We start from the raw sequence: 22,684 nt of genomic DNA on the forward strand, positions 1-22,684 counted from the left end.
AATATATGATTTAGAGATTGCAAATAACCTAAAATGAGGTTACGATTTGTATCAATGGAAGTTGACTAAGATACAATAAATCATTTGAGGTGGCGGCGTATGAATATTGTTGTTATGGGCGATTCCATTACGGAAGGCTTAGGAGTCAAACGATCTGGAAAAACGTATGCTAATTTGCTGCAGGATAAATTGTTGACAGTTTACTCGAAACCCTTTGAAATCATTAATTTAGGTTCTAGTGCAATGCAAATTGATGAATCTCGAATTCGATATGAAGAACAGATTTTGGGTCAGGTTAATGTTAAGGTTGTTATCATTGCTCATGGGATAACTGAAGCTATTGTGCGACCCAAAAAAGAGCAATTAAAATATTTACCAAGAAGATGGAGAAAACCAGGCTGGACTGATCCTCGTCCCTATTATTCTAGAAAATTTTTACGTAGAATGTTTGAGATGTTAGAGTCTGGCATAAGGTGGAGAACGAAAGCTTTTCTCATCCGATTGTTTGGCGGTGAAAAGTGGATGCCTATTGACCAATTTGCGAAACACTTGAGCGACTGCACAAGAATGCTATTAAATGATAATAGAGATTTACATGTCATTTATCTATCGCCTATTGATATCGAAGAGAAATACTTTCCTCATTCGAAAGAATCATTGAAACAATATAAGGAACAATTAAACGAAATCTGTGGTCGGCTGGGCAGTAGGGTACATTTATGTGACGCATCTCTTTCACTTCATAGGTGGAGTGATTATTTCGAGGATAGGTTTCACCCAAATGAACAGGGACATGAGAAAATTGCCGATGCATTGTTACGAACGATAATGGAAAATTCTATATATGTTGAATTAGACGAGATGACTGACAGATTTGCAGAGAGATTCTGAAATATCGTAGCTGTTGCCCTTGGCATAATCCGAACCACTGCTGGGAGAAAGGATCTGGTTAGATGAAATACCCGGAAAAGGGCAGCTCCAAATTACGGAGCTGCCCTTGGAGGAATAGAGGTATGCACCTCCTGAAATTGCGGAGCGTATGATTGTAAACAAAACCCCACGATCTCAACAGTGACTGAAAAGAGATATACTCCGTCATGACGGCCATCCGCAGTCCCATTATTCCGTCCTGATGCTCTACCCAATCTCCCGACTAAACCCTTCCTCTTCCATATACGCCTCTACCTCTTTATGCGTCTCAAACGCCATTTCAAGGTTTATACCGGCGTAGATGTACCACATATCATCTTCCCATTTCACGACAAGGCTTTGATTTTCCTCGTTGGTCCACAGTTGGTCTTTTTTCTTCCGGTTGCGCGACGGTTTTGGCGCAAGCTCTTCTTCACGGACCGACAATGAGTCGATCGATTGGCGAAGCAGCGTACGGAGCTGTATCTCGCTATAGTCGCGGATATTGATCATGCCTTTGTCATCCTGGTTAAAATTGCGAAGCAGTCCGGCATACACAAAACCGTTACCGTTCGGGTGCAAATGGTACACAACATTTTTTCGGTCATATAAGCTGTTCTCGAACTGGAAGTTCACACGTCCAAGCGATACATCTGACCGCTCCAGTTCCGGGAACGATTCAATAATCGCGATTTTTTCTTCAAAAGTTAACATAACATCCTCCATTAATCCCAAATGTGCTTCGGCTATTATAGCATAAGCGAAGCTTCTTACGAAGCAGATCCGGACTGTGCGCGGGAACTAAAGAAAAAACGACTCATTAGTCGCCGCTACAAAGTTTAAGGTAAGCTCGTTTACTCCTTCGATTAATGTCACTATGATAAGGGAAACGAGAGGAGCGAGAAGCGCATGAAACATGATCATACGTACTATTTGAAATATTGTATTGAGGTATCCCGCAAATCCAGAGAAAACGGAAATACGCCATTTGGCGCCATTCTTGTGAATGAGCAGGGTGAGATTGTTTTGGAGCAGGAGAACGTAGAGCTTACGGAAAAACGTTGTACCGGTCACGCCGAAACGGCTCTGATGGAAAAAGCGTCACATCAATTCTCGCATCATGATTTATGGAATTATACGCTATACACCACGTTTGAACCATGTGCGATGTGCTCAGGTGCCATCTACTGGGGGAATGTAGGTAAAGTGGTTTACGCAGCGACAGAAGAAGCACTTCTGAAGCTGACTGGAGATCATGAACAGAATCCAACGTTTAATCTGCCGTGCCGAGACATTTTTGACAAAGGGCAGAAGCCGATCGAAGTAATTGGACCATTCCCCGAGTTGGAGGAAGAGGTCGTTGAAGTTCATAGAGGATATTGGGAGTAACTGATCTTGGAATAACGGGAGGTCGTCTTTTTTGTCCGAGCTTCGCATAAGCATGTAGAGGTACAGGTCCTAGGCTAAGGACTATGCTTACGAAGCAAGAATTTCCACGAATGGTCAATGTCAGACCATTTGTGTGGCAATTCTTTGGACTATGCTTACGAAGCAAGAATTTCCACAGATGGTCAATGTCAGACCATTTGTGTGGCAATTCTTTGGACTATGCTTACGAAGCAAGAATTTCCACGAATGGTCAATGTCAGACCATTTGTGTGGCAATTCTTTGGATTATGCTTACGAAGCAAGAATTTCCACAAATGGTCAGTGTCTAACCATTTGAGTGGCAATTCTTTTTAGGAGGCGATGGAACGTGACGAAATGGGGAAGAAGGGGATGGCTGCTTCGATCGCTTGGCTTGAGCCGGGAGCAATTATGGTCTAATCGTCCATTTGCCAAGGTGAAGCGGGTCAGCTGGGGCAGTAAAATCTCCACCTCAAGCAGCAATCCGAAGCCGTGGGGACAACGCAAGAAGTGGCATTCAAGTAAACCGAAGCCTGCCGCATCTAACGCAGGCTGGGGTGGGATGTGGCAGCCTCGTAAACGTCCGGTAAGATCATCGGCAAAGGCGATAAAATCAATAAAGACGATGAACATCCGCTCCTCAGACAGTGGAGGTACAAGGCTGAAGTCACGAAAGCGGAATACGAAAATGTGGATCGTTTTTACCATCCTTATCCTTTTGTTCGGAACGATCCAATCCCTCGTGTACATTGAAAAACATTTACGCCCGCCTCTTATGAAGGTGGCTCAGCTACGTATTAAGCAGGTGGCCACGCAGGCTATTAATAAGGCTACTACGAATGAAGTCGTAAACAATGCAGACTTCGAGAAGCTGATTGATTGGAAAATGAACAGCAACGGAAAAGTATCCGGTTTTATGCTGAACTATGCGGAGCATACAAAGATCCGCTCGGAAACGATTAAAACCGTACAGGCTACTCTTGACGAGCTGAAGGAAATTCCTGAACATATTCCAGTCGGTAATGCACTTGGCAGTGCGCTGATCTCCACTTATGGACCGCGTATTCCCGTTAAGTTCGAACCGGTTGGTGCGGTAAAAGTTGATCTGAATACGCGTCAGACGAATGCAGGCATCAATATGATTTTGATTGAAGTCTACATTCATATCGTATCCGAGGTTGCTATTATCGTTCCGTTTGAGACCGACCCTCAGATTGTAGAAACTGAAATTCCGATCTCTTATTTGCTGGTTGTTGGTGATGTGCCGATGTATTACTACGATAATGAAGGCAAGGCTGTTGGAGAATCTGCACCAAATGCGCCAAATATATCTCTGCCGATGTCAAAAGGTGCAGGGGTTACCCAGCCTTCGGATGGAAGTATGCTCAAGGAACAGCTGGATTCGGCTAATTCGCCGCTTCCTTCCAGTGGAGATAGCGGTTCCGCCAATAACGCTGCAGGTAATGCTAATGCCGGCAATGCTGGCGGTGAGTGAAGCAAAAAAGGGGCGTCCCTCAAAGTCCAATCGGACTTTAGGGATCGCCCCTTTTAATGGTTTGATTTTAGCTTGCGCCGCTCATCCTGCTCCCACCGTCTTAGAAGCGGATAAGGATCAAATGCCCATTCGATAAGGCCGCGATCCCTGTAAACTCCATAATGCAGATGAGGAGGAAATTTGCCTTGCGTTCCCGGCTTCCCATAGCCTGAGCTGCCGACCCATCCGATCGTTTGGCCAGGTTTTACAATGGTACCGATTCCGACCGTCTTGTCAAAGCCAGACAGATGAGCGTAATAGTGATAATAATTGTTCAAATCCCGAATGCCGATTCGCCAGCCTCCATATGGATTCCAGCCCTTCACTTCTACTACGCCAAAGCAGGTGCTTCGAACAGGAATGCCGTAATTAGCGAAAATATCTGTTCCCTCATGGGTCCGCCTTCCTCCCCAGCCACGGGCATTACCCCATGTGCTTTTGTACGAATAATTGGTTCCAACCGGAACCGGGAAGGCATGGTCGTACAGATCCAGCCGGCCAAAAGCGGCATAAATACTTGAGAACTGCTGAATGCGCTGCACCGCTCTGCTATTATGGTAATATTCCCATAAGCCGATGGAAAAGTCATCCTCTGTTGATCCACCATACTGCAGAAATCGTGTCGCAACGGAATACAGCAGGTCCAGATCACTTGAACGGTCTGCGAAGCCGTCACCGTCGCCATCGCGGCCAACACCGTTGAACCATTGAATGGAAGCCGGTATGTTATCGGTTGGATCCGGATTCAATGCTCCAGCCCACAGCTCCTCATCGATAAAAACACCAACGACGCTGCCGAGCTGCGGACGGGCTTTCGGACGAGCCTTTGACAACGTTCGTTCGTATTGATCAACAGCAGCAAGGCGGTACCAAGGAATACCTGTCATGACACTTAGCCGATCGTACAGCTGCTGTCTGCTAACCATAGGATCAATGTCCACGTCGGAAGATTGCGGATTGGCTGGCTCAGCTTCAGCTTTGCTGACGTTCCGATCTGCGTAGCATAATTGCCCGGTCATAAGCATGGAAGCGACAACGGCAGCTGTAATAATAGAAATAGTTGGTTTCAATCGTTCCACCCTTTCACAAGCTCGAAGCAATATTCGTTATGTTTTGCAAATCATTGGATTTTATCCGAACTATGCTATAATAAACGGTGAGATTCAGCTGTCCAATTGAAAGTGAAAGCAGGGAATTCCAGATGAAATCAAATAAAGAAAAATTGAAAAAGCCGGACTGGCTTAAAATAAAACTAACAACTGAAGGCAACTACACAGAAATTAAAGATATGATGCGTACAAAAACGCTTCATACGGTCTGCGAGGAAGCACGCTGCCCGAATATTTATGAATGCTGGGCGAACCGAACAGCTACCTTCATGATTCTAGGCGATATTTGTACACGTGCATGCCGTTTCTGCGCGGTTAAGACAGGACTGCCAACGGAGCTTGATCTTCAGGAGCCGGAACGTGTAGCGGAAGCAGCGGAGCAAATGGGGCTTCGCCACTGCGTTGTTACATCAGTTGCAAGGGATGATCTTGCCGATGGTGGTGCAGCGATCTTCGCAGGTACAATCCGTGCGATTCGTGAACGGATGCCTTTCTGCCGGGTAGAAGTACTGATTCCTGACTTTATGGGGAATAGTGATGCCCTTCAGGTTGTCATGGATGCCAAACCAGACATTCTGAACCATAATATCGAGACGGTAGAGAGAATGTCCAATCGTGTACGGGCGAAGGCAAAATACAGACGATCGCTGGAGCTGCTTAGACGCGCGAAGGAAATGAATCCGAAAATCCCAACGAAATCAAGCATTATGCTTGGCGTTGGCGAAACATATGAAGAGGTGCTGCAAGCGATGGACGATCTTCGGGCTGTGGATTGTAATATTTTGACGTTAGGCCAATATTTGCAGCCGACGCCAAACCATATGCCGATTGAGCGTTATGTTCACCCGGATGAATTCAAAAGCTTGAAAGAAGAAGGATACAAGCGTGGATTCCGTCATGTCGAGTCGGGACCACTTGTAAGAAGCTCCTATCATGCGCATGAACAGACCGATTCCGCGGCGGCTGCGCAAGAACGCGAGCTTAGCAACGTATAGCTTCTATTGGGGAATTCGAAAGAGGGGAAACGGAATTGATCCAAGTTGGCGGCAAAATTTATGAACTTATTCATGAGAATCGCAATGGCTGGAATGTAGACGCGTTCAAGGATCGTTATAGTGATGTACTGGAACGTTACGATTTTATTATTGGTGATTGGGGTTACAGCCAGTTGCGCCTGAAGGGGTTCTTCCGGGATAACCATATGAAGGTGACCAAGGATAGCTCATTCTCGGGGATGTCTGACTATATTAATGAATATTGCAATTTCGGCTGTGCTTATTTTGTTTTGGAGAAGACAGGTACAGTGAAGAAATCAACTGATGAAGAAGAAGCCGAAGACCAGGAAGCTTCACTGAAGCAGGAGACGCTCACCTCGGACAGGCGTTACCCAGAGGAGGAGCTGGTGGATGCAGGAGCTTCCTCCTTGCTTGCTGATGCCATCTTGGCTGGTGCAGCCGCAGCAGCCCGTGAAAGCGCAGCAACGGGAAGAAGTCCACGCAGTGGTGAAGAATCGCAGCAGCCTGCCAGGCAGCAACAGCACAAGAGCGGTAAGGATCAACATCGGAAAAGCTATCGTCCAAACGGCAAGAAGCCAATTAGGCCGGCAGCAAACAAAGATGTAGCCGCAGCATCTGAGCAAGTGCCCGTTCAATCCCATGCACAATCGGGACAGAAGCCGAGAGACAGGGATAGAGGCAGAGAGCAAGGCAGGGAACATAGCAACAAAGAGCAAGGCAAGGAGCAAGGAAGCCGTCAATAAGAAGAAAAGGGGCTGTCCAAAGGTCGATTCGACCTTACGGACAGCCCCTCTTTTGTACCTACATATCGACAAACGCGTCGCGGACGCGGTTCCAGAACGGGAACGGGCGATAGCGGGCAAAGCTGACTTTCCTTGTGGATACACTGCAGCGAATGGAACGGATATCGGTCCGTTGGAAGCTGAGGTGATCAATAGTCAGCAGCAAGCGCTGATCCTTCTTGGAACTGATATCGCAGTGATGATGCTGCGGTAGCAGGAATGATGAGCCAAGTGTTCGATAAACGCGGTTATTAATCGATGCGATCTCTGCAATCTGCAGCGATTCAATCGAAGGATGGACGATGGCGCCTCCGACACTTTTGTTATAAGCGGTGCTTCCCGAAGGGGTAGAGATAACAATTCCATCCCCACGGAACATCTCAAAGGATTCGTCATTAACGCGTAGTTGTACGACCAGTGTCGCATCAACGCCTTTTAAAGTAAATTCGTTAAGGGCAAGGTAGTAATAGTTCTGTTCGACTGTTTCCACCGCGATCTCAGCTAATGGATAACGGACGATGTGGGGCGTTTCTTCCGCCATCATGGTGACAAGCTCCTCTAATTCATCTGCTTTCCAATCCGCATAAAAGCCAAGATGGCCGGTATGAATCCCAACAAAGGATACGTCGGTCACCCGGTCAACATATTTGTGGAAAGCTTGAAGCAGCGTTCCATCTCCGCCGATAGACACGATAATGTCTGGTGCGTCGTCATGACGCGTGAGCCCGCGCTCCGCCGCAAGCAGATGGAATTGCTCCGCTAATGATTTCGATAGTTGATCGCCACGATCAATGATTGCATATTTCAAGAAATTTAAACCCCTTCCGGACACATTGCATAGTACTATTGATGATATAGGAATATGGTTTCAAATTCAACGCTGAGCACAAAGTTTAAGGGGCCAGCCATCCCCATAACATATAGACTAGCACAACAGAGATGAAGCCATGCGCCAACCGGGCGAACATCAGCGGAAGATAACGAAGGTCCGTACGGCTTAACAGGCTGAGTACTTGGGCATGTACAGAAAGTCCTCCCCAAGAAAGAATCCAAACGGCAATGGCAGTCTGGTGCATAAGACCCGTACCGGCCTCACCTGCTGCCCTTGCCCCAAGAGTAACCTCGAATAAGCCGAAAATACTGGCATCGGCCAGTTTATCATGAAGTCCAATTGCTCCAAACAAAAGCCGCAGCCCCTCAGCTAATACTTCAACGACACCAGCACGTGTTAGAAGCTCCATCACAACAGAGAAAAAAACGACAAGCCCGCCAACAACGATCATAAGACGAAGCGCAGATTGGATACTGTCTTGCAGCAGCTTGCCGAGGGTTCTGCCGTCAAGGAGTCTTGCCCCGTGCATAGCTTTGGTCGCCTCGACCAGGCGGGAGGTACGCCGGTGATGGGCACGGCGATGAACAGGTGACTCCGTTATCGGCGCCTGCCGATCATGGAAGCGCATGAGAAGACCGATGATAAATGCTCCGCCATAGTGGGCAGCTGCAATCACAGGAGCTAAGGCCGCATTGTGGAAAAAGCCAACGGATACCGCTCCAATCAGAAAGATCGGATCCGATGTGGTGGTGAAAGCAACAAGGCGCTCCCCTTCCGCCCGATTCACGAGTCCTTGCTCCCATAACTGAGCAGTAAGCCTTGCCCCTACTGGATAACCGGATACATAGCCCATTGTAACTACAAAGCTGCCGATTCCCGGCAGCCGGAATAGCGGCCTCATAAGCGGATCAAGCAGCTTGCCGAAGAAATGGACGATTCCAAAGCCAAGCAGCAGCTCGGAGATGACGAAGAAAGGGAAAAGGGCAGGAAATAACACCTGCCACCATATCGATAATCCCCGAAGTGAGGATTCCAGCGTTTGAGCCGGGAAAACCGCCATTAGCAAGGCGATAAACAAGGCACAAAGGCCTGTTAGCGAGGCTGGACGGGTAAGCGTTCGGAGCAGCATGAATACGTCCTCCTTTGAATATACGGCAGGCATAATGTACAACCTCTACATGAGGTATATGAAGAAAGTTGGACATCCATCACTTTTGGACGATTTATTGTGCGAAAAAAAATTTTTCATAATTCTAAGAAAACGCTTGCAAAAAGGGCTGGACGGTCCGTTTTTTTATGTTACAATGAAGGTACCTTTGAAGGCTTGGAGTGATGAGAATGAGTATAATCGCTGGCATTCTGGTCTGTGCATTTGTTTATGTCATCCGAGAATCCTTAACAGCACCGGGAGAAGAGGACTACGAAGGTTAACACGAATCGTTTCGGCTTATTGATAACAATCCCGCATTGGAGACGATGCGGGATTTTTTTTTTATGATATAATACTAAATACCTACATTTTGGAGATGAAATTGACGATGAATAGGAATATAAGCCTTTATGAAGCAATTGGCGGAGCTGAGTCTTTAAGACGAATTGTTGAGTCTTTTTACCCTAAAGTACAGGAGCATGAGCTGCTCGGTCCACTTTTTCCGGATAATATCCTTCCCGTTATGGAGAAGCAGATTATGTTTTTGACGCAGTTCTTTGGAGGACCTATGTTGTTTTCCGATGAATATGGCCATCCGATGATGCGGGCAAGGCATATGCCTTTTCCGATTACGCCGAAACATGCTGAAGCTTGGCTCGATTGTATGAGAAGAGCATTACAAGAGGTTTCCGGCCTGGATGAAGAGCTGCAATCGTACATTATTGAAAGACTATCAGGTCCTGCCCACCATTTTGTGAACACACCCGAATAGGAGATGGGATTGGTATGGAGCCGCTCTATCAGACAAAGATGAATTGCATTTGTTGTGAAACCATCTTTACGACATCACGTGTTCGCCCGAGCTTTAAGAAGGCGATGTCTATGGATTCTGATTTTTGCGGGTTTTACCGGTCGGATGCGAATCCGGATTATTATGTTGTCCGAGTCTGTCCGACTTGCGGATTTGCAACAACAGAGAATGGAATACAGAGACTTACAGAGCGTCAGAAGAAAGATTACCATGCACAGATTGGTTCACGCTGGACGATGTGTGATTATGGTGGTGAACGAGACGCGGCTGGGGCGATGAAGGTGTACAAGCTTGCCCTATTATCGGCACAATCGATTGGGGAAAAACAGAGGGTTATCGCAGGCATTTTGCATCATATAGCGTGGTTATATCGTTATGAGAGCAATCAGCAGGAGGAACAGCGGTTTATGCGGTTCGCGCTGCAAGCGTATATTAAGGTATACGAGGAAGAAGGATCGGAGCTGAACAATGCGAAGCTCATGTATCTGATTGGGGAACTAAACAGGCGTACCGGCGAGCTCACTGAAGCGGTCAAATGGTTCTCCCGAATCGTTGGAGACAAACGAATTATGGATGCCGCTATGATTCGGAAAAGCCGCGAGCAATGGCAGCTGATCCGCGAACAGCTGAATAACGGACAGCCAGTATCATCAGGCGATAGCGACAGAGCAGGAGATTCTCCTGTGCAAACGACAGCTTAACTGGCTTGTCCAACATTAACGGGTCAGCCTGCGCAGCGGCTGATCCGTTAGCATATAGTCAGGATCCATATCAATGATCGTGACTTTGTTATGACAGCAGGGGAAGACGAGCAGTCTTTTTTTTCCGTGATGAATCTCTTCGATCTCACGGACACGCAGAGGTATCAATACGTTATCATTGCCGCAGAATGGGCAGCTTGGGACGTAAATATCCTTCATGATAATATCGTAAGGCCAAGTCTTCTCGAATGGAATCATGAGGATGATTCCTCAGAACCAGGAGCGGAATCGGACGGCTTATTAGCCTCTGCTTCCGCTTTTGCCAGCTCGGTAAGCTTTTGGAGCAAAATATGTTTAGGCATATGCATCAAATGTTCGATCGGCACGCCAAGCTGCTTGGACAGCTTGATGGCTGTGTCGGCCGAGATTTGCAATGGTTGAGTCATGGTGTTATTCCTCCTAAAAAGAATTGCGAAGTAATTCTTACTTCGTAAGCGTGGGCCTAAAAAGAATTGCGAAGTAATTCTTACTTCGTAAGCGTAAGCTTAAAAGAATTGCGATAATTCTTACTTCGTAAGTGTAATTTAGATATAATTAAGTTATACACCGCTGATAGAGATTGCGCAAATTTATTTCGTGATCTTTTGTGGCGGTGTTTTTGATGAAGGCCTATATAGCCTAAATGAGAATGAAGGAGAGAACGGCAGAATGACGACAGGTAATTACCCGATGAAATGGGATTTGGAGACGTTTTATGAAGGAGGCTCGAATTCAGCCGCTTTCGCCGGAGAGCTTAACGGTATGGATAAAGATGTCGCCGAGCTGGAAAGACTGCTGTCAGGCAGCAGTGCAGAACCAAAGAAGAAGATCGAGGAGACAACGGCCATTATTCAATCTGTGCTGATTCGTCTGCGCCAGTCGGAATCTTTTGTGGAATGCTTACAGGCGCAAAATATGAAGGACTCTGCAGCAAGCGGCTTGAGTGATCGGGTGAAGACGCTTAGTGCTAAGCTGCTGGGGGTATTAACCCGTTATGATAGTGAACTTCGTCAGATCGGTGATGAAGAATGGGCACAAATCATTAGTGACGGCCCACTGGCAGATGTGGCATTCAGCTTGTCTGAACGGCGTGAACTGGCGAAGGAAAAGCTGGCTCCTGAGCTTGAAGCATTAGCTGGCGATCTGGCGGTTGATGGCTATCATGGCTGGGGTGCACTCTACGACTTGATCGTATCGAGAGCGAAGTTTACAGATGTAGATGAAGACGGTAAGGAAAAAGTGTTGTCCGCAGGACAAATGTTCAATCGACTATCAGACGGTGACCGTTCGGTCCGTATCCGAGCGTTTGCTGAGTGGGAACGGGAGTGGGGCGATGCGGCAGAGCTGTGCGCAGACTCCCTTAACCGTCTTGCCGGCTTCCGTCTGAAGCTGTACGACAAGCGTGGCTGGGACTCGGTACTTAAGGAGCCGCTGCAAATTAATCGGATGAGCGAAGCGACCTTTAATGCGATGTGGTCTGCTATCAATGAGGGCAAACCAAAGCTGGTCCGTTATTTGGAGCGTAAGGCGAAGCTGCTTGGTCTAGAGAAGCTGGATTGGCATGATGTCAGTGCACCACTTGGTTCTTCTGCACGGACGGTCAGCTTCGACGAAGGCGCGAAGTTTATTGTGGAGCAGTTCCGCAAGTTCAGCCCCGACATGGCAGACTTCTCTGAGATGGCGTTCCGGGATGGCTGGATTGAAGCCGAGGATCGCGCAGGCAAACGGCCGGGCGGTTTCTGCACCTCTTTCCCAAAAAGCCGTCAGACTCGGATTTTCATGACATACTCGGGTACAGCGGATAATGTATCGACACTTGCGCATGAGCTTGGTCATGCTTACCATCAATACGTGATGGATGACTTGCCCGCGTTGTCGCAGGAATATGCGATGAATGTGGCAGAGACGGCATCTACCTTCGCAGAGCTGATCGTATCTGATTCAGCAATGAAAACGGCTGTCGACAAAGAAGAGAAACTAGGCCTCTTGGAAGACAAAATCCAGAACGCCGTAGCCTTTTTCATGAACATCCACGCACGTGTACTGTTTGAGACGCGGTTCTATGAGCAGCGTAAGCTTGGCATTGTGCCAGTAGAGAAGTTGAATAGTCTGATGGTGGAAGCACAACGTGAGGCGTACAACGGAGCGCTTGGCGAAGTGCACCCGCACTTCTGGGCATCCAAGCTGCATTTCTACATTACGAGTGTGCCGTTCTATAACTTCCCGTACACGTTTGGCTATTTGTTCAGCGCAGGCATCTATGCCCGTGCTCAGCAGGAAGGTCCGGCATTTGCCGACCGTTATGTGCAGCTGCTGCGGGATACGGGTCGTATGACTGTGGAAGAGCTCGCGCAGAAGCATCTTGGTGTTAAGCTGGATGAAGCAGATTTCTGGCGTGATGCGGTTGAGCTTACAACGAAGGATATCGACTTGTTCCTGGAGCTCACGGAATAAAAGGTTTGTAAGGTGAAGGAGGCGTGTCATCCTATGGATGATGCGCCTTTTTTGTGTTTGTTAAACAAGTTCGAGCTGGTCCGCTGGGTGAAAAGCAGGGTGATAGTAGTTTAAATAGAGCACATATGACGTGTGTATGAACATATATTGTGTATTAAATATATATGTGATATATTATTTCCGAATAATGATGGTTATATAGGTAAATGTGTGTAATAAAGAGAATGAAAGGGTGAACCATTATCCAGCTATCGAGTCGCCAGCTAGATTTACTAGAGCTAGTTAAGAAGCACGCGCCTATTACAGGGGAACAGCTTGCAGAATATATGGGCGTCAGCCGTCCAACGCTGCGTTCGGATTTGTCGCTGCTGGTTATGCTTGGCTTACTTGATGCTAAGCCGAAGGTTGGTTATTTTCTCGGCACGGCATACCGTTCAACGGACGATACGGCAACACGGCAGCGCTTCGACAATATTAAGGTTCGTGAAATTCAAGGGGTTCCGGTCAATATACCGGAGACGTTGTCCGTTCATGATGCGGTCATTACCTTGTTTACTGAAAATGCGAATACGCTGCTTATCGTAAACGAAGATAAGAAACTGGCAGGGATCGTTACACCAAAGGATCTGCTGAAAATGACGCTCGGAAACCCGGGAGCAGCGACTGTGCCAGTCAGTATGGTCATGACTCGTTATCCGAATATCGTCACATTAGTTCCGGAAGAATCCGTTTCGGATGCGGTTCGAAAGATGATGCTCCATCAAATTGACTGCCTGCCTGTCATTATACCTGGCGAAGGCGGGCCGGAGATTAGTGGATGGGTATCGAAATCGAACATTATCCGGCTGATGTCGGATATTGCAACAGCTGCGGAACTGGGGGATTAGGAGTATGTCAGAGCAGATCATCTACGTTTGTTCAGATGCGGTAGGGGAAACGGCAGAGGCAGTTGCGAAAGCAACCCTGCGTCAGTTCGCATCGGATCATGTGAAAATTAAACGATTCGGTCATATGAAGACCGAAGAAGAAGTGATCCAGATTGTCGCGGAAGCGGCGAGAACGGGCGGCTTCATCAGCTATACGCTTGTTCAACCTGAGCTGCGTGAGCTTATGAAGGAGGAATCTTTCCGCCGGGGTGTTAGAGCAGTCGATGTGATGGGCCCAATGATGCAGGCTTTTGTTGATACCTTTGGCAGTTCGCCAAAGCGCATGCCGGGACTACTACACTCCATTGACGATGAATATTACCGCCGTATGGATGCGATTGAATTCGCGGTCAAATATGATGACGGGAAGGACGCAAGAGGATTCATGCAAGCACAAGTTGTGCTGATTGGTGTGTCGCGTACGTCGAAAACACCACTTAGCATTTTCCTATCCCACAAAGGTATTAAAACAGCTAACTTACCACTTATGCCGGAAGTCAGACCACCTGCCGAACTAACACCAGCACCGGGCAGATTGATTGTTGGGCTGACGATGCAGCCGGAGCCTCTGCTTCACATTCGAAGCGAGAGACTGAAGACGTTAGGACTTCCAGGCTCTGCCCAGTATGCATCTATGGAGCGTATTTTGGAGGAGCTTGAGTATGCAACCCAAGTGATGGAAGCATTAGGCTGCCCGGTGATTGACGTCACCAATCGCGCGATTGAAGAGACCGCAGGACTCATTATTGAACGTTTATCTTAAATAAAAAAACGTTGCCAACGTATTTATCACATAAAAATGGCAATACGTTATGAGAGGATGCCCAATTATGTTAGAACGCGAATTGTCTTTAGAGCTTGTTCGAGTCACGGAGCTTGCGGCGCTTGCCGCCTCCCCTTGGATGGGCCGGGGAGACAAGAACAGTGCCGACGGTGCGGCGACTGAAGCGATGCGGAGTATGTTTGATACGGTATCGATCCGCGGAACGGTCGTCATTGGTGAAGGTGAGATGGATGAAGCGCCAATGCTCTATATCGGTGAACAAGTGGGCAGCATGTTAGGGCCGGAGGTAGATGTAGCCGTAGATCCTCTTGAAGGGACGGAGATCGTTGCCAGAGGTCTTAACAATGCAATGGCTGTTCTTGCTGTAGCAGGCAAAGGTCAGCTTCTCCATGCGCCCGACATGTATATGGAAAAGCTGGCAGTTGGTCCTGAGCTTGCAGGGAAATTGTCGCTGAAGGATCCAATCCGAACGACGCTGGAAAAGGCGGCACTAGCGCTTGATAAGCCAATTACGGACCTGACCGTTATGATACTGGACAGAGAACGTCATGCGGATATGACCCGTGAGCTGAGAGAAGCCGGCGTTCGTATCAAGTTTTTGTCGGATGGGGATGTAGCCGGGGCGCTTGCACCCTCCTTCCCGGAAGCGGGCATCGATTTGTATGTTGGATCCGGCGGTGCGCCGGAGGGCGTGCTGGCAGCAGCTGCGCTCAAATGTCTAGGCGGCGAGATTCAAGGCAGGCTCATGCCTGAAAGCGAAGAGCAATATGAGCGCTGCGTCTCCATGGGGCTGTCTGACCCTCGCAAAATATTAGCAATTGACGATATGGTAGGTAATGGAGATGTCATCTTCGCAGCGACCGGTGTGACGCCAGGGGAATTCCTTGGCGGCGTTCGTTATATGCCGGATCAGCGGGCAGAGACACATTCGATGGTGATGCGGGCGCAGACCCGTACCGTGCGTTATGTGAAGTCCCTGCATTACCTGCCGAACAAACCTCTTCTACGCAAATAAACTTGGAATGAAAGAAGGAATGGGAATGGAACGAACCTTTGTCATGGTGAAGCCCGATGGTGTGAAACGTGGATTAATCGGCAGCATAGTAGCAAGATTCGAGCACAAAGGCTTTAAGCTTATACAGGCGAAATTGATTGAAATCGATACGCCTTTGGCAGAGCGCCATTATAGTGAGCACGCGGCGAAGCCGTTCTTCGGCGAATTAGTCGAGTTCATTACTTCAGGTCCTTCTTTCGCTATGGTCTGGGAAGGCCCTGGTGCCGTAAAAAATGCCCGTACCTTGATTGGCCGGACGAATCCATCGGATGCAGATGCCGGTACCATTCGTGGTGATTTTGCGCTAAGTGTAGAAAGCAATATTGTTCATGGTTCTGATTCTGTCGAGAGTGCAGCACATGAGATTCAAATGTTTTTCGGAGATCAACTGTAACTCAAGAGGAACCATCTGCCCATGACGGAAGATAGGTACGAGAAACGTGCTTTATCGGAAAAAGGCATAAGTCCTTTCAACGGACGTCTCGACGATACTGGTGCTTATGGCATGGGACCTATTGAGGATCTCAAGACGATTAACCAGCACTATAACTTGTCTGCCGAGATCATTGCAGCGAGTATCTGCATATCGGTCATGTGGAGCAAGCTGCACTAGCTGGAGCCCATTTTGTAACGATATCGGAGGCACTCCTGTCTGCCTATTGGAAACCGATGATGGTATAGCGAAATTTCTAAGTGAGTGGGACAATTGAAAGCTAGACTCATAGAGTATTTTCAAGCATAAAAACTCATGTAACGGGTAACCGTTTACATGAGTTTTTATTGTTTTTACAGAAAATCACTATGCAACAAAATGTCGCAAGGTTATGAAAACAGCGGAGAAAACTATTGACAATGATACGTTTTGTATCTTAAAGTAAGTAGTACAAATAAGGATACGATTTGTATCGGAAGTCCTACTTAGGTTGCAGGAGGGAAGCGTGTGGAGCTAAAGCAGTACGTTCAGATCGTGATGAAGAAGTGGTGGTTAATCGCAGCCGTCGTTATAGTCGCAGTCGTTGCAACCGGCATTAAGAGTTATTTTTTCACAACCCCTGTCTACCAGGCTAAAGCAACTCTTATTGTCAATCAATCCCCACAGCAGGCTGGTGTAGAAACGCTTAATCTAGGAGTATTACAGTCCAATGTCATGTTGATCAACTCATACAAGAAAATTGTTGAATCAGCATTCATTATGGATAAGGTTGTAGAACAAAATCCTAACATTGGTGTTACCTCGGATCAATTATCCTCGAAGGTTACAGTCACCTCCGCAGATGAATCGCAAGTGATGGACATCATATACAGCGGTTCTTCTTATCAGCAGGCTGCTCAAATTGTAAATGCGGTATCTGAAATTTTCAAAGAGCAAATCCCGAATATCATGCAAGTGGATAACGTCACCCTTTTGGATAAGGCAGATGAGAAAGATTTGCCAAGTCCCATTAACAATAGCCCCATTCTTAACATGCTCATCAGCTTTATCGTATCGTTAATGCTGGCTGTCGGCATAATCTTCCTGCTCGATTATTTGGACGACACAATCAAGAGCGAGACCGAGATGCTGCAAACCTTGGATCTTCCTGTTCTTGCCCTAATCAATAAAATCAATAGACAGGATCTGGGGGGTTCCAAGAAGCCGCCGTCTATATCGTTGAAAAGTAAAGAAGCCTCATACGCCACACTTAATCAGTAAAGATTACTGCGGGTTTGGCAGCTCTGGACCTTTTCAGGGCTTTGTTTTATATAGAGATATACAAAAACGGATAGGTGAGGGTGAGAGTGTAATGAACAAGGTGAAAAAGGCAATTATACCTGCTGCGGGACTTGGAACCCGGTTCCTTCCGGCAACAAAGGCTATGCCGAAAGAAATGCTGCCGATCGTCGATAAGCCAACGATTCAGTACATTGTCGAAGAAGCAATTGCATCAGGGATTGAAGACATCATTATCGTAACGGGCAAAGGGAAAAGGGCGATCGAGGATCATTTCGACCATGCCTTCGAGCTGGAGCATAATTTGTTCAGCAAAGGCAAGTTTGAACTGCTGGATGAGGTTCGGCGTTCATCAAACGTCGCTATCCACTATATTCGGCAAAAAGAAGCAAAAGGACTTGGCCACGCGGTATGGTGTGCACGTAATTTTATCGGCAATGAGCCATTTGCTGTTCTGCTCGGTGATGACATTGTGCAGTCGCAAGTGCCGTGCGTAAAGCAATTGATTGAGCAATACGAACGGACAGACCGCTCTGTTATTGGTGTTCAGTCTGTCAAGGAAGATCAGACGGATCGATACGGGATCGTAGATCCAATCGAGAAGTTTGACCGGCTCTACCAGGTTAGGCGTTTTGTAGAAAAGCCAAATAAGGGACAGGCGCCTTCCAATCTTGCTATTATGGGACGTTATATTTTAACCCCTGAAATATTCGATTACTTGGAGAATCAAGAAGAAGGAGCCGGAGGTGAAATCCAGCTGACGGATGCCATTCAGAGGCTGAATGAAAGTCAGGGCGTATATGCTTATGATTTCGAGGGGATCCGGTACGATGTTGGGGAGAAGCTAGGTTTCATTACAACAACGCTTGATTTTGCTTTAAGAAATGAAGAGCTTAGAATTCCTCTTCTTGCTGCTATGGAAGAAATGATTGTAAGAGAGCAGTCTAATAAGATTAATTAGAGGTGAATGGTAATGGCTCCGACCCCTCAGCAAAATGATCTCGAAGCGGTCTTTGATGCCGCAACCCTGTATACGGCTTACGAGCGTCGGCCTTTACGGCTTTATTTAATGATTAAGCGAGGGTTTGATCTTATTGCTGCTTCAGCTGGAATGATTATGCTAGCTCCGATTTTTCTTCTCGTTGCCTTATGTATCAAGCTGGAGAGCCCAAAGGGCTCTGTTTTCTTCTATCAAACCCGGGTAGGGCGCAATGAGCAGGTATTCAAGATGTTTAAATTCCGTTCGATGGTTGCCAATGCTGAAGAACTGCTAGAAGGACTGCTTAGTCAGAATGAAATCGAAGGCGCCATGTTTAAGATGAAGGAAGATCCCCGGATTACGAAAGTGGGGAAATTCATCCGGAAAACAAGTATCGATGAGCTTCCACAGTTATGGAATGTGATTAAAGGCGATATGTCACTGGTTGGGCCACGTCCTGCTTTGCCGCGTGAGGTACAGAACTACAGCAGCTACGATAAACTTCGGCTTAAAGTGTTGCCTGGATGCACCGGGTTGTGGCAGGTTAGTGGACGTAACGAGCTCAGCTTTCAGGAAATGGTTGAGCTGGATCTGAAGTATATCGAAGAGCGGGGATTTCTGTTTGATCTGAAGCTGGTCCTGCTTACCGTCAGGGTCATGTTCGGCTCCAAGAACGCTTATTAGTGATAGAGCGAAACGGAGGAGTAGGAATGAAGCTAGTATTGTTGTCCGGAGGCTCGGGGAAAAGGCTGTGGCCACTTTCAAATGATGCCCGATCGAAGCAATTCCTAAAGGTGCTCGAGGATGAGCAGCATCAGCTAGTATCCATGGTCCAGCGAGTATGGGGACAAATTGCAGAAAAGGGACTCTCTGAAAATAGTTATATTGCAACAGGCAAATCGCAGGTTGAAATGATGCAAAGTCAGATTGGCCGGCATGTGCCATTAATCATTGAGCCAGAGCGCAGAGATACGTTCGCCGCTATCGCGTTAACTGCAGCTTATCTCTATTCGGAGCAAGAGGTCGGGCTGGATGAAGTAATTGCTATTCTGCCTGTAGATCCTTATGTAGAGAGCCGGTTTTTTGATGAAGTCAAGCAGCTCGAGAACGTCCTTCTTGCTACGGAGGCAAACCTTGCTTTAATTGGAGTAAAACCAACCTACCCTTCCTCGAAATACGGTTATATTATTCCTTCAGGAGATCAAAATAGTGTTGGATATTGTGATGTGAATCGGTTTGAGGAGAAGCCTTCTGAAGAACGTGCTGCTGAGCTTATTGAAGAACATCATGCCTTATGGAACTGCGGCGTATTTGCTTTTAAGCTTGGATTCCTTATTCAATTGCTTGAGCAGAAAGGGCTGCCTCTTCATTATAAAGAGCTATTGAAGCAGTATCATACACTTCCGAAAGTCAGCTTCGATTATGAAGTGGTCGAGCAGACTAGCCATATTGTCGTCCGGCCGTACGAGGGGTACTGGAAAGATCTTGGCACCTGGAATACGCTGACGGAGGAGATGGGCAATCATCTTATCGGCAAAGGCATGATTAGTGAAGACAGCATCAACACTCATCTCATTAATGAGATTGATATTCCGGTATCAATTCTTGGCTTATCGAATGTGGTCGTTGCTGTAAGCCCGGATGGTATTCTGGTGTCGGAGAAGACCGCAAGTCCACGAGTGAAAGACTTCATAAATTATAATCAAGGCCCGAAGTTCGAGGAGCGGAGCTGGGGCTGGGCTAGGATTCTCGACGATCAGCATTATGATGATGGACGCTCAGTCGTAACCAAGCGTGTAGGTATATTGCCAGGCCGGAATATTAGCTATCAGCTTCATATCAATCGGGAAGAAGTATGGACCATCGTGAAGGGTGAAGGTGAGTTCGTCCAGAACGGCAATTATATGAAGGTGAGAGCTGGCAATGTGCTGCATATTCCGATGAAGACTTTGCACAGCATCCGTGCGGTATCTGAGCTAGAGATCATTATTGTACAATCCGGCAACGGAGAAGAGGATAGCCGAATCGTCGAGTTATACAATACGTGGGAAGAAGTCGAGGAGCATTGTACAAATATGTAGGTGTGAACATGCATCAAAGGCGCATTCGTCTCCATGAGGAGACAATGCGCCTTTCTATTATTTTGAAATCTATACAAGAGAGGAGGGCTAGTCACAGTTGCATTTCATAGAGTTGTTTCATATATGGAAGGAGGAGATGAAAGGAGGATGGATGTATGGCGACAAGCAAAACAAAAAATATGGGCATGAACAGCTGGGGTTCAAATGAAACGGTAAAACAAACCGAGTTAAACGCAAACTTTGATGCTCTGGACAGCGAGCTTAGTGCACGAGGCTTTAACATTCGCTGGAAAGGAGCGGATGCCAGCGGAGCAGCGGGCAGCTACAATGCGTTGTTGGCAGCAGTTAATGATACGGCAACAACAGCGGTTTTTATTCCGCCAGGCGTGTATCTAATTGAGAAAAGTATCACGATTCCAAGCACGAAACGACTGGAATTCGCGCGGGGTGCTCGGCTGAAACCGGCAAAGGGGATTAGCATTACTGTAAACGGAACCATTGCGGCAAGCTTATGCGATTGGATCTTTGACATTACGGCAGGAGGATTTATTGCGGGAACGCCAAAGGTCGTGGATATTTATCCAACATGGTTTGGGGCGGCAGGTGATGGTTCAGCGGATGATACGGCAGCCTTCCGGGCTGCGATGGCCATTTGTGCCAAGAAGTACAGAATCTTTATTCCGGCTGGAACCTATCGTATTCGGCAGACGTTAACGAATAATTCGCGGGGAATGTATGGGGTCGCGGATTTCGTGGATGATGGTCAGATGGGCAGCCTGCTTATTTGGGATCCCATCGATAAAACAACGGATCTGCTTCCTTGTATACGAATTGAGAATGCGGGGATAGACGCGAATTTCGAGAACTTTGCCATTACGGGGACTGTCGGCTACAACTCGCGGAATCTATCGACATGGGTGAATAAAGCTTTGCTTGATCAGGATTCCTATTCGATGTTCTCGGCGGGAACGGTAGCTATTGAGGTGGCAGGCGGAGCGAAACCGATCTTCCGCAGCATAAGTACGAAGCAGGTTAAGGTGGGATTGCTGCTTAACAGCACGGATGGGCATGTGACCTCCAATGACTGCACATGGAATGGACTTATCGGTGTCTACTGTATGAAGAACAGCGAGGATTATTATTTTCAGGGCGGTGGTATAACCGGCGCCTTCACCGGCATTATGATAGGAATCAAAGAGCATGTGGGCCATTACGGCGGATTTGGCGTAACGATGAAGAGGGTGCATCTTGGCTACTCGCCATACGGCATTTATCAGGTTATCGATTCGGATACGTATAATAACGCAGCTGGCGTGGTTGGCGGGATCTATGGAATGCTGGAGTCGGTCCGTTTCGAGCAGATCGGTGAAGCGGCCATAAAGCTGTTGCCGAAATCCATGTCACAAGGTCTTTATATTTCGGGCATAGGAATGTCCTGGTCATCCGTTGATCCGACTTCGGTGGAGTATTACGCACTGCCGGATACGCTGAAGAATAAGGATGCGAAACAAAGCTACGCGGTGCATTTTGGCACTGTTTCGAGAGTTAATATTGAGAATATCGAAGGCAGTGCGATTAAATCGGATGCACCAGGGGCGCTTGGTACTGCTTATATCAACTTCCTGGAAAAAGATACACTTATTACGGGTCTGCAGCCCGCGCTTACAAAAATCGTTCAACGTAATGTATCCTCTACCTTGCTGTATACCACATCGCAATCGGTTGGTGAATCTATACATGCCAAAGCGAATAACCCTATTAGCCATGGCAATCTCCTCTTGAATCCAGAGCTGCTTAAAAACTGGAACATTGTAGCGGGTACTAATGTAGGGTTGTCGATGATTACGAATTCGGATACGCTCCCTGTGCCATTCAGCCCTGAGATGAAGTCATACGTGGATAAATCTATTACAGGTGTATTAATGATTACGCCAAATGGAGCGAGCAGTCCTTATGTTGGAGTGCCATTCAGTTCTTATCCGCTTATTGTAGACTCGAATCGTTACATGAGCTTTGAATACTTTATCCTCTCTCCACAAGCCAGATTCCGCAGCAGACTGGAATTCGGCAACCATACAACCCTTTATGACACTACCAATGAAGTAATTATCAATCAATGGACAAGAATCACTTGCAGAGAACAATATGTTCCAAATACAAACGCCTATTTAGCATCCTTCTTCGAGTTATCGGCTGTACAGCCAACGTATATTGCCGCAGTTATGGTTTCTTATGATTATAATGGAGCCTATTCTCCATATAATCATGCTTATGCTAAGCCGGCGATTGAAAGCGGAGATGCATTCATATTAACGGATAAAGCTACAGGTACAAGAGGAAGAATTGAACTTGTGAACGGAAAACTTCAAATAACGATGCTGACATAAGTATAATCAGCAAAGCCG

General features: G+C 47.1%; 24 protein-coding genes. 18 read left to right on the forward strand and 6 right to left on the reverse strand.

The window, feature by feature from the left end; genetic code table 11:
- Nucleotides 1–99 precede the first annotated feature (99 nt).
- The gene (locus FHS17_RS26860; protein WP_167281940.1) at nt 100–891 is read left to right on the forward strand and encodes an SGNH/GDSL hydrolase family protein; all 792 of its coding nucleotides are present in this window, start codon (nt 100–102) and stop codon (nt 889–891) included.
- A gap of 246 nt (nt 892–1,137) precedes the next feature.
- Here the strand turns inward: FHS17_RS26860 and FHS17_RS26865 are convergent, their stop codons facing one another.
- Nucleotides 1,138–1,623: a hypothetical protein gene (locus tag FHS17_RS26865; RefSeq protein ID WP_167281942.1), complete on the reverse strand. Its 486-nt coding sequence runs from the start codon at nt 1,621–1,623 to the stop codon at nt 1,138–1,140.
- A 195-nt stretch (nt 1,624–1,818) separates the two neighbouring features.
- On the opposite strand from FHS17_RS26865, the gene FHS17_RS26870 reads away from it, so the two are divergent.
- Nucleotides 1,819–2,298, forward strand: a complete 480-nt coding sequence (locus FHS17_RS26870; protein ID WP_167281944.1) for a nucleoside deaminase — start codon at nt 1,819–1,821, stop codon at nt 2,296–2,298.
- Nucleotides 2,299–2,665: 367 nt separating this feature from the next.
- The gene (gene yunB, locus FHS17_RS26875) at nt 2,666–3,811 is read left to right on the forward strand and encodes a sporulation protein YunB (RefSeq protein ID WP_341805927.1); all 1,146 of its coding nucleotides are present in this window, start codon (nt 2,666–2,668) and stop codon (nt 3,809–3,811) included.
- A gap of 53 nt (nt 3,812–3,864) precedes the next feature.
- Here yunB and FHS17_RS26880 read toward each other — a convergent pair whose 3' ends face one another.
- Nucleotides 3,865–4,920 (reverse strand): M23 family metallopeptidase, encoded by a 1,056-nt coding sequence (locus FHS17_RS26880; RefSeq protein WP_243865555.1) that lies wholly within the window; start codon nt 4,918–4,920, stop codon nt 3,865–3,867.
- 131 nt (nt 4,921–5,051) lie between these two features.
- Between FHS17_RS26880 and lipA the strand changes: the two genes are divergently transcribed.
- Nucleotides 5,052–5,954, forward strand: coding sequence for a lipoyl synthase (gene lipA, locus FHS17_RS26885; RefSeq protein WP_167281946.1), 903 nt, complete (start codon nt 5,052–5,054; stop codon nt 5,952–5,954).
- 35 nt (nt 5,955–5,989) lie between these two features.
- Nucleotides 5,990–6,718 carry a YutD family protein gene (locus FHS17_RS26890; protein WP_167281948.1) on the forward strand — a complete coding sequence of 243 codons (729 nt, stop codon included), beginning with the start codon at nt 5,990–5,992 and terminating at the stop codon, nt 6,716–6,718.
- A 58-nt stretch (nt 6,719–6,776) separates the two neighbouring features.
- Here the strand turns inward: FHS17_RS26890 and FHS17_RS26895 are convergent, their stop codons facing one another.
- Together FHS17_RS26895 and ylbJ are read right to left on the reverse strand one after the other, a co-directional pair.
- Nucleotides 6,777–7,565 carry an NAD kinase gene (locus tag FHS17_RS26895; RefSeq protein ID WP_167281950.1) on the reverse strand — a complete coding sequence of 263 codons (789 nt, stop codon included), beginning with the start codon at nt 7,563–7,565 and terminating at the stop codon, nt 6,777–6,779.
- Between the two features lie 85 nt (nt 7,566–7,650).
- The gene (gene ylbJ, locus FHS17_RS26900) at nt 7,651–8,718 is read right to left on the reverse strand and encodes a sporulation integral membrane protein YlbJ (RefSeq protein ID WP_243865556.1); all 1,068 of its coding nucleotides are present in this window, start codon (nt 8,716–8,718) and stop codon (nt 7,651–7,653) included.
- A 409-nt stretch (nt 8,719–9,127) separates the two neighbouring features.
- Here ylbJ and FHS17_RS26905 point away from each other — a divergent pair, with 409 nt between their 5' ends.
- Together FHS17_RS26905 and FHS17_RS26910 are read left to right on the forward strand one after the other, a co-directional pair.
- A complete protein-coding gene (locus tag FHS17_RS26905) occupies nt 9,128–9,511 on the forward strand; it encodes a globin domain-containing protein (RefSeq protein WP_167281951.1) in 384 nt (127 codons plus the stop codon).
- 14 nt (nt 9,512–9,525) lie between these two features.
- Nucleotides 9,526–10,251, forward strand: a complete 726-nt coding sequence (locus tag FHS17_RS26910; protein WP_167281953.1) for a DUF2225 domain-containing protein — start codon at nt 9,526–9,528, stop codon at nt 10,249–10,251.
- A 15-nt stretch (nt 10,252–10,266) separates the two neighbouring features.
- Here the strand turns inward: FHS17_RS26910 and FHS17_RS26915 are convergent, their stop codons facing one another.
- Entirely contained in the window at nt 10,267–10,509 is a 243-nt protein-coding gene (locus FHS17_RS26915) for a hypothetical protein (RefSeq protein ID WP_167281955.1), read from the reverse strand.
- Nucleotides 10,506–10,697, reverse strand: a complete 192-nt coding sequence (locus FHS17_RS26920) for a YycC family protein (protein WP_167281957.1) — start codon at nt 10,695–10,697, stop codon at nt 10,506–10,508. Before FHS17_RS26920 ends, FHS17_RS26915 begins: the two co-directional genes overlap by 4 nt.
- Nucleotides 10,698–10,959: 262 nt before the next feature.
- Between FHS17_RS26920 and FHS17_RS26925 the strand changes: the two genes are divergently transcribed.
- The 11 genes from FHS17_RS26925 (at nt 10,960) to FHS17_RS26975 (ending at nt 22,666) form a co-directional block, all read left to right on the forward strand.
- Nucleotides 10,960–12,744 (forward strand): M3 family oligoendopeptidase, encoded by a 1,785-nt coding sequence (locus FHS17_RS26925; RefSeq protein ID WP_167281960.1) that lies wholly within the window; start codon nt 10,960–10,962, stop codon nt 12,742–12,744.
- Between the two features lie 239 nt (nt 12,745–12,983).
- Nucleotides 12,984–13,631, forward strand: coding sequence for a CBS domain-containing protein (locus tag FHS17_RS26930; protein WP_167282097.1), 648 nt, complete (start codon nt 12,984–12,986; stop codon nt 13,629–13,631).
- A gap of 4 nt (nt 13,632–13,635) precedes the next feature.
- Nucleotides 13,636–14,433 carry a pyruvate, water dikinase regulatory protein gene (locus FHS17_RS26935; protein ID WP_167281962.1) on the forward strand — a complete coding sequence of 266 codons (798 nt, stop codon included), beginning with the start codon at nt 13,636–13,638 and terminating at the stop codon, nt 14,431–14,433.
- A gap of 67 nt (nt 14,434–14,500) precedes the next feature.
- The gene (gene glpX, locus FHS17_RS26940) at nt 14,501–15,469 is read left to right on the forward strand and encodes a class II fructose-bisphosphatase (RefSeq protein ID WP_167281964.1); all 969 of its coding nucleotides are present in this window, start codon (nt 14,501–14,503) and stop codon (nt 15,467–15,469) included.
- Nucleotides 15,470–15,494: 25 nt separating this feature from the next.
- Entirely contained in the window at nt 15,495–15,902 is a 408-nt protein-coding gene (gene ndk / locus FHS17_RS26945) for a nucleoside-diphosphate kinase (protein ID WP_167281966.1), read from the forward strand.
- A 21-nt stretch (nt 15,903–15,923) separates the two neighbouring features.
- The gene (locus tag FHS17_RS26950) at nt 15,924–16,121 is read left to right on the forward strand and encodes a hypothetical protein (protein WP_208420587.1); all 198 of its coding nucleotides are present in this window, start codon (nt 15,924–15,926) and stop codon (nt 16,119–16,121) included.
- A 327-nt stretch (nt 16,122–16,448) separates the two neighbouring features.
- The gene (locus FHS17_RS26955) at nt 16,449–17,201 is read left to right on the forward strand and encodes a Wzz/FepE/Etk N-terminal domain-containing protein (RefSeq protein ID WP_167281968.1); all 753 of its coding nucleotides are present in this window, start codon (nt 16,449–16,451) and stop codon (nt 17,199–17,201) included.
- 91 nt (nt 17,202–17,292) lie between these two features.
- Entirely contained in the window at nt 17,293–18,180 is an 888-nt protein-coding gene (galU, locus tag FHS17_RS26960) for a UTP--glucose-1-phosphate uridylyltransferase GalU (protein ID WP_167281971.1), read from the forward strand.
- Nucleotides 18,181–18,192: 12 nt separating this feature from the next.
- Nucleotides 18,193–18,882, forward strand: a complete 690-nt coding sequence (locus FHS17_RS26965; RefSeq protein ID WP_167281972.1) for a sugar transferase — start codon at nt 18,193–18,195, stop codon at nt 18,880–18,882.
- Between the two features lie 26 nt (nt 18,883–18,908).
- Nucleotides 18,909–20,279 carry a sugar phosphate nucleotidyltransferase gene (locus FHS17_RS26970; protein ID WP_167281974.1) on the forward strand — a complete coding sequence of 457 codons (1,371 nt, stop codon included), beginning with the start codon at nt 18,909–18,911 and terminating at the stop codon, nt 20,277–20,279.
- Between the two features lie 155 nt (nt 20,280–20,434).
- Nucleotides 20,435–22,666, forward strand: coding sequence for a glycosyl hydrolase family 28-related protein (locus FHS17_RS26975; protein ID WP_167281975.1), 2,232 nt, complete (start codon nt 20,435–20,437; stop codon nt 22,664–22,666).
- Nucleotides 22,667–22,684: the final 18 nt, after the last annotated feature.

Origin of the sequence: Paenibacillus lupini (assembly GCF_011761355.1) — a bacterium.
Classification (GTDB): Bacteria; Bacillota; Bacilli; order Paenibacillales; family Paenibacillaceae; genus Pristimantibacillus; species Pristimantibacillus lupini.

Excerpts from the sequence above, each read along its gene's own strand:
- FHS17_RS26865 (WP_167281942.1), bottom strand. The coding sequence starts at position 1,623 with ATGTTAACTTTTGAAGAAAAAATCGCGATTATTGAATCGTTCCCGGAA.
- FHS17_RS26870 (WP_167281944.1), top strand. The coding sequence starts at position 1,819 with ATGAAACATGATCATACGTACTATTTGAAATATTGTATTGAGGTATCC.
- FHS17_RS26920 (WP_167281957.1), bottom strand. The coding sequence starts at position 10,697 with ATGACTCAACCATTGCAAATCTCGGCCGACACAGCCATCAAGCTGTCC.
- FHS17_RS26970 (WP_167281974.1), top strand. The coding sequence starts at position 18,909 with ATGAAGCTAGTATTGTTGTCCGGAGGCTCGGGGAAAAGGCTGTGGCCA.
- FHS17_RS26950 (WP_208420587.1), top strand. The coding sequence starts at position 15,924 with ATGACGGAAGATAGGTACGAGAAACGTGCTTTATCGGAAAAAGGCATA.
- galU (WP_167281971.1), top strand. The coding sequence starts at position 17,293 with ATGAACAAGGTGAAAAAGGCAATTATACCTGCTGCGGGACTTGGAACC.
- glpX (WP_167281964.1), top strand. The coding sequence starts at position 14,501 with ATGTTAGAACGCGAATTGTCTTTAGAGCTTGTTCGAGTCACGGAGCTT.
- FHS17_RS26910 (WP_167281953.1), top strand. The coding sequence starts at position 9,526 with ATGGAGCCGCTCTATCAGACAAAGATGAATTGCATTTGTTGTGAAACC.
- FHS17_RS26975 (WP_167281975.1), top strand. The coding sequence starts at position 20,435 with ATGGCGACAAGCAAAACAAAAAATATGGGCATGAACAGCTGGGGTTCA.
- FHS17_RS26925 (WP_167281960.1), top strand. The coding sequence starts at position 10,960 with ATGACGACAGGTAATTACCCGATGAAATGGGATTTGGAGACGTTTTAT.
- FHS17_RS26915 (WP_167281955.1), bottom strand. The coding sequence starts at position 10,509 with ATGATTCCATTCGAGAAGACTTGGCCTTACGATATTATCATGAAGGAT.
- FHS17_RS26965 (WP_167281972.1), top strand. The coding sequence starts at position 18,193 with ATGGCTCCGACCCCTCAGCAAAATGATCTCGAAGCGGTCTTTGATGCC.
- ndk (WP_167281966.1), top strand. The coding sequence starts at position 15,495 with ATGGAACGAACCTTTGTCATGGTGAAGCCCGATGGTGTGAAACGTGGA.
- FHS17_RS26935 (WP_167281962.1), top strand. The coding sequence starts at position 13,636 with ATGTCAGAGCAGATCATCTACGTTTGTTCAGATGCGGTAGGGGAAACG.
- FHS17_RS26905 (WP_167281951.1), top strand. The coding sequence starts at position 9,128 with ATGAATAGGAATATAAGCCTTTATGAAGCAATTGGCGGAGCTGAGTCT.
- ylbJ (WP_243865556.1), bottom strand. The coding sequence starts at position 8,718 with ATGCTGCTCCGAACGCTTACCCGTCCAGCCTCGCTAACAGGCCTTTGT.
- FHS17_RS26860 (WP_167281940.1), top strand. The coding sequence starts at position 100 with ATGAATATTGTTGTTATGGGCGATTCCATTACGGAAGGCTTAGGAGTC.
- lipA (WP_167281946.1), top strand. The coding sequence starts at position 5,052 with ATGAAATCAAATAAAGAAAAATTGAAAAAGCCGGACTGGCTTAAAATA.